Source organism: Micromonospora sp. DT68 (genome assembly GCF_049847245.1).
Lineage (GTDB): Bacteria > Actinomycetota > Actinomycetes > Mycobacteriales > Micromonosporaceae > Micromonospora > Micromonospora profundi.
Genome location: NZ_JBNCNZ010000020.1, coordinates 104,646 through 110,645, shown reverse-complemented (window position 1 = coordinate 110,645; position 6,000 = coordinate 104,646). Strand labels below are relative to the sequence as shown.

6 protein-coding genes and 1 tRNA gene are annotated in these 6,000 nt (G+C 66.4%); all 7 read right to left on the bottom strand.

Going from position 1 to position 6,000, the window contains the following annotated elements:
- Positions 1 to 103: 103 nt before the first annotated feature.
- Positions 104 to 892, bottom strand: a complete 789-nt coding sequence (locus tag ACPXB1_RS27170; protein ID WP_355598393.1) for a DUF6602 domain-containing protein — start codon at positions 890 to 892, stop codon at positions 104 to 106.
- On the bottom strand, positions 889 to 1,434 hold the full coding sequence (locus tag ACPXB1_RS27165) for a Mov34/MPN/PAD-1 family protein (RefSeq protein ID WP_355598395.1): 546 nt from the start codon (positions 1,432 to 1,434) through the stop codon (positions 889 to 891). Before ACPXB1_RS27165 ends, ACPXB1_RS27170 begins: the two co-directional genes overlap by 4 nt.
- 55 nt (positions 1,435 to 1,489) lie before the next feature.
- Positions 1,490 to 2,884 (bottom strand): ThiF family adenylyltransferase, encoded by a 1,395-nt coding sequence (locus ACPXB1_RS27160; RefSeq protein WP_355598397.1) that lies wholly within the window; start codon positions 2,882 to 2,884, stop codon positions 1,490 to 1,492.
- Positions 2,881 to 3,930: an SMODS domain-containing nucleotidyltransferase gene (locus ACPXB1_RS27155; RefSeq protein ID WP_355598399.1), complete on the bottom strand. Its 1,050-nt coding sequence runs from the start codon at positions 3,928 to 3,930 to the stop codon at positions 2,881 to 2,883. Before ACPXB1_RS27155 ends, ACPXB1_RS27160 begins: the two co-directional genes overlap by 4 nt.
- 262 nt (positions 3,931 to 4,192) lie before the next feature.
- Entirely contained in the window at positions 4,193 to 5,212 is a 1,020-nt protein-coding gene (locus ACPXB1_RS27150) for a tyrosine-type recombinase/integrase (protein WP_355598401.1), read from the bottom strand.
- Positions 5,209 to 5,544, bottom strand: coding sequence for an AbrB/MazE/SpoVT family DNA-binding domain-containing protein (locus ACPXB1_RS27145; protein ID WP_355598437.1), 336 nt, complete (start codon positions 5,542 to 5,544; stop codon positions 5,209 to 5,211). The genes ACPXB1_RS27150 and ACPXB1_RS27145 overlap by 4 nt, the downstream gene beginning before the upstream one ends.
- A gap of 257 nt (positions 5,545 to 5,801) precedes the next feature.
- Positions 5,802 to 5,888, bottom strand: a tRNA-Leu gene (locus ACPXB1_RS27140).
- Positions 5,889 to 6,000 lie beyond the last annotated feature (112 nt).

The following is a 6,000-nucleotide window of genomic DNA, read 5'->3' as shown; positions in this document are numbered from 1 at the left end:
ACCCAACCGCATCGACAATGAACGATCACACGCGCGGGGCCGGAACGCCCGACATCAGCCGTGAACGATCGAGGCTAAAGGTCGTAGGCAGAGTCGCGGCCTCTCATCGTGCCGGAACCTCTGTTGGCAGTTCACGAGACGCGAGCACGGAAGTGTAAGCGTCGATGTTCATGGCTGAGACCGTGCCGATCTGTTGGAGCCGAGCAAGGAGCCGCATCGCAAAGAAGGCTAGGCCGACCTCGGCGTCCGCAGTGACGAGGCCGGGATCTGCCGTGGTGTTTTCGGGCAGCTCGAACGCGCCGTGTTCGAGGCCGCAGCCCAGATCGATGCGCTCGTCCTCGGTGAGATCATCCAAGCCTCTACGCAGGGCGCGGCCGAAGGGTGGATTCCAGTCGCTCCGGCAGGCCAGCAGGCCGCCGAGGATTCGCGGCGGCGGCTTCGGATTGTTGACGGTGCCGCCTGCGTGCACGATGGGTGCGGTGGTGCGATGCAGCCGGCGGACGCTGGCCAACTTTTCCCCGGCCTCACGTAGATATTCGCGGTTGAGTTCCTGCTTGGCTTCGAAGACGGCGTAGACGCTCTCTGCGGGCAGGAAGAGGGCACCGCCCATCTCCCGGAACAATGGGGTGAAGTGCCGGTCGAATACGACGACGTCGAGTTGGAGGCTTTGATGGCCGCAGCTGTCGACGACGAAGGCTTTGTCAACGGCGTATCGCCTCGGCAGAAAGTCGCGAAGCATCGTGATCCATTCGGCTTCGCTGCCGTCACCGATGGTTGGCATGTGACCGACGAGCTCCGGTGCGGCCTCCATGACGGCCCGAAGGCGTTTCGACTTCGCGGCGAAGGCGGAGCGCAGATTAAATGGCCGGTTGTCGTCGGATTCGGCGCTCAAGAAGACTCCCTTGTCGTAAGGGCCGTGGCTTCGGCTTCCAGGCTGGCTGCCGGGTCCTCGGTGATCGCCACCTCAGCCTCGTCGATCTGGACGGGGTTGATGGCGGCCACGGGCCAAATGTCTTGGCGGATCGCAGCGCGGCCGTGGACATGCGAGAGCCCTTGGGCTGGGTCGGCTAGAACGACGAGTGCTACAGGCCCTTGGGTGAGGCGGGCGATGGCTGCGAGGGCGCGCAGGTCGGTCCGGCTCGGGCCGATATCAGCGGGATGGGTGTGCCATTCGCCGACGTATCCCACCACGGGCGGGGCATCGCCGCGTCCGATGGCCATTCGCGCTTGTGCTTGGCGGTAGCGCCGCAGGTAGCCGCGCCGGCTGCTCTGCGGATCTGCGACCGTGACCGTACGGGTCACCACAATGAGGCGCGGTGTGCGGAAGCCGAGCAGAATGCCGCCGGTTTCGTTCGGAAGCGCCGCCATCCCGTCGGCGATCGTCGCGTCGAGTGCTTGCCGGGTGATGAGGATTTCAACCTTGTCCGCAGTCACTGATCCCGCCCTTCGGCGAGGGCACGTTGTTCGCCAGGCGTGGCGACACCGGGATTCAGCAGCAGGCCGATGGCGTGGCGGACGGCAAGGGCGGCGGCCTCCCACACCGCCGCCGGTGGTGTCTGGCTGATGGGGCTGCCACACCCGGTTTCGTAGACGTCGCTGCGGGGTGGCGGCAGTTGCGGGAGTGGCAGCGGCTGCTCGCCGTCACGGACGGGAGTGTGGTCGACTCGGATGGCGTAGCGACGAGCAGGGTGAGAGCGTCGGCAACGGATCGCAGCCGCTCATCTCGCCACTGCAGGGCACCGAACTTGGGACGTGTCTTGCGCAGCGCTTCCGCGACTGCACGGGCCTTCGGCAACCCGATCGCATCGCCATCAAGAAGGTGGCGTGTGGTGTTGCCCGGCAGAAGGAGGTCACTGTCGATCAGCACCAGTTCCCCGACGCCGCTGCGATGTAGCAGGTCAGCGACTACGGACCCGATAGCGCCGACGCCGACGACGGCGACTCGTTTGCTGCCGAGTTCCTCCGTTCGGGGATGTGCGCGGATGGTTCGCGTGGCGAGGTCGTCGGGAGCCGTCTTCAAAGACTTCAAGGTCACCTTGTCCTCCCTGTTGGCGGCGAGGGCGAGTCCCAGTACTCCTCGAACGTCGCGGTGACGGTAGATCAGCATCACCCTTCGCAGGCCTTCGTCATAGGCGCGGGTCAGAGCACGGGCACCGTCAGCGCCAACTGCGTCGCAGAGATCGTCCCAGTCCCGGATCGGGCCGTCCAGCTCCTTGGCTGCCAGTATCAGCACAGTGTCGGGTGGCCAGATTCGGTGGCCGCTGGCGCGGCCCTGCCGGCGAGGCGCCGCTACTGGGCCGACGCGAAGTACGCCGTGCCGTTTCCGGTGCAGCTGAAGCACTGTGCCCTCGTGTCCGGCCAAATTGCCGTACAGGATGAGGGCTCGTTCCTCCGAGGGGGGCAGGTACCGGTCGAGGTCCAACGCTGGTACGTCTTCGCTCCACCCTGCCGCATCCTGGGCCAGCCAGGCACGGGCTTGGTCCAGCAACTGCTCGCCGCCGGCCCAGGGGATTCGGGTGTGATCTGCTTGTATGAAGAGGCACATCGCGCCGTCGAGGTCGCGGTGCCAGCCGTTGCTGGCCTCGTAATAGTTGTCGGTGAACGTTCGCCCTGTTACCTGCTCAGCCCAGCCACGGCTCAGCGGCATGACCTTCGGTGCGGTGAAGGGAAAGGCGTCCTCAAGAACGATCTCGACCAGCGTCGTTCGCGTCGACCCGTTGTCTCGATTGGCTGGCCGGAACGTCAAACCACCGCGCCAGCGGTCCTTTGGGCCGCCAACACGCCGGAAGCCGGCGTGGGCCAGCACGTCGAGGAGCGCATCGCGAGCGACGGCCCTGCCGATACGCAGCGCTTCCGCCGCGTCGCTTCCTTCGACGGTGGTCATCCGAACCGGCGGTTACCTGCTGGGACGGTACGGTCTCCAGCGGTCACGGACGTGAACCGCTGGGCGGTGCCGTCAGCGTTGCAGTCCGCAGGCATCGGGAACACGTAGTCCGTGTCCCCTTGGTCATCGACGGCCTTGCCGAGTAGATCACGGAAGGTCTTCGCAGCAGCGCAGCGATTCTCGCTGGCCAAAGCCTCCTCGGCTCGACCAGCAGCGTCCAGAAACGCATTGGCGAGGTCGCGTCTGTCCTCGTCCTCAGCCCGGACGACCACCTTTTCGCCTGGGATCGTCGGATCATCGAGCCCGAGGCCGAGTACGAACGCGTCGTGCAGGACGTTGCCGGTCTCCCGTAGTGCGCTGGCGTAGTAGTCAGCCTGCGTCGGCCCCTCAACCAGGCCGGTGCGGAAGGCGTGCAGGGCGGCAATCTCGACGGTGAGCCCACCGGGCTTGCGCTTACCCATCAGGCTTCGGCGCGTCTGCCGCAGCAGCTTGACAGTCGGCACGTAGAAACCGTCGAAGTTGTCCTCGTTGTTCAACTCACTGGTGAGACCTGTCAGCTCGTGAGGGTTCGTCGCCTGCCAGCCCTGCGGATCGTCACCGTCTTCGCGCTTCGGCAGCTGCCAGGCCTCGACGCCGGTAGGCGAAGTCCACGGCCGCGCCGGGACGGCGTCTACGTACAAACCACCGTATTCCGGGAAACTCACCTGCAGGCTACGCGCCTGCCGGTGTACCCGTGTCTTGCCGTCCACTGACGGGAACACCCTTCTCAGTACACGCTCGAACTCGCCCAGCAGCGTGCTCGGTAAGACGTCACTACCGACATCCGTCAGCCGGCCGAAGACGTCGACGTCCTTGATTCGCCTGATGCTGACGTGCCGCTTGTAGCTACCGATCAGCAGCCGCTGGAAACCCCAACCTGCGATCACGGAATCGGCGGCGAGCGCGTCACTCACCTCTGCGTGAGCCAGCGGCGCGTTCGTCTTGTCGGCCTCCGTCGGCTCAATGTTCCTCAGTGCGTCGTCGAACTGCGTCACCAACGCCGGCATCGCCTGATCTCCTCCACGTACCTACCTCACTTCTCAAGAGTGAGTGGCTGGCTGTGCGCCTTCCCGTAGGCGGAGCCGCAGGGATGCCTGGCGTGGCATCCTCCGTCCTCCTGCTCACCGGCAAGCGACAGTAGCGGGAGGGTCTGACAAGAACTGCGGGGAAGAACCGCATCCGCCCGTCCCGCGTTCATCGATCTTGTTGTGAAGTAGCTTGCGCAGGTGGGCCAGACCCAGCGGTCAGGCCCACCCGCTGTCAACACGCTCAGGCCAAAGGATGGGCTTCGTTGGTCAGGGCAGCTAGAGCGGCGGCGACCTCCTGGAGGCTCGCCCGAACGTACGTACTGGTGGTGCCAACATCGCTACCGCTGTCGGAGTGCCCGGCGTACGCGCGAGCCACGGCGTAGCCGAAGTTCCGCTCGACCCACGTCAGCGTCGTGTGCCGCAGCCAGTGCGTGCTGATCTGCTGGACGTAGACCCACGGTAGGTGCTCACCGATGCGCACCCACAGGTGGTCGTAGCGTCGGTAGGTGATCGGCTGCCCATTGCGGTAACGCAGCAGCTGGCCCGTTCCCACCGCCTGGCGTTCCTCGGCATGCTGCTGCAGATGTCTCATCAGCGTCGGTGACACCGGCTGCCACCGCACCGTGTCGCCCTTCTCCCGCAGCAGGATGAGGCACTGGTCCGGGTCCAGGTCGACCGGGCGCAGGGCCAACGCACCGCCCCGACGGCACGCCGTCTCGGTGTGCAGCCGCAGCAGCAGGCTGTCCAGCGCCGGATCGTCGCCCGTGCTGGCGGCGACGGCGTTGATCTCCGCCAACCTGTTGTCGGCCACCGCCCGTCTGGTGCTGGGCAGGCGCCGCGGCTTGGCCACCTTGAGGGCCGGGTTGTCCGCAGCGGCGACGTACCCGTCGGCAACGGCCCGCTTGTACAGGCACCGCAGTGCCGCAATCAGATGCTCCGCCGCACTGCGTCCGCCACGCGCGTTACGCCGGGCCACCACATGCGTCTTGGTGTACTCGGCGAGCTGCTCAATCTCCGACGGCGTCGGCTCATCAAGCCGCCGCTGCCCCCACTGCTCCAGGACTCGCTTCCAGTACGAGCCGTACGCTCGCCGCGTACCGTCGCTGACCGCTGCCGCTACCACCGGCACGTACTCGGCGAACGTCGGCGCGGGTGGACGGTCCGACGCCGCCTCAACGAGGTCAGCCGGCGAGATCCCCATCCGCGCCAGCAACAACCGCGCGGCGTCGAGTTCCGCCCGGCCAACGGTGGTGTCACTCATGCCTGACCACCGCCCAGCAGGTCTGCGTGAACCGCCACGACCATCGCATCCAGGGCGGCGGGAGGATGCACCACCAGCAGGCCGTCAGCCGGGTTGGCGGCCAGGAGCACGCGGTCACCGGCGGTCAGCCCGCACCAGTGCCGGACAGCCGCCGGCAGGTGGAGATGGCCTTGTCCGGTGACGGTGAAGACGCCCTGCCGGTCCAGCCGGACGACGATGACGCCGGAGGCCTCGCGGATGTGCAGCCGCGTGCCCGGCCCCCAATCAAGGGTCCGGATGACCGTACGGTCGGCGATTCGACCGCTGTTATCGATGGCAGCCAGCCCGTACACCAACGTGTTGGCGCGCGGCGTCGGTAGTACCGGCAGGGGCAATGGCGGGCGACGGACGCCTCCACCACGTGGCCGATGCGGGCTCTGCTCCCGGTCCGACAGCCTCACGGGAGGGATGACGGGAGCCACGGAACGATCAGCCACGACAACCGCCCCCGATCGAGACAGGCTCGGTCGAGGGCGTCGCTGAGATGAGATTTGCGTGGTCAAGCGTGCTTGACCACCAGTACGCGAAACACAGCATGGATGCTGCAATTTGGTGTCCGAGGGGGGACTTGAACCCCCACGCCCTATACGGGCACTAGCACCTCAAGCTAGCGCGTCTGCCATTCCGCCACCCGGACCTGCTCGTTCAGCCTACCTTGCCACCCCGGATGATCTTTCATCGGAGGCCAGCACGGCGGGCCGCACGGGGAGTTACTGTACACGGCGCTCGTGGATCATGCACATCGCGTA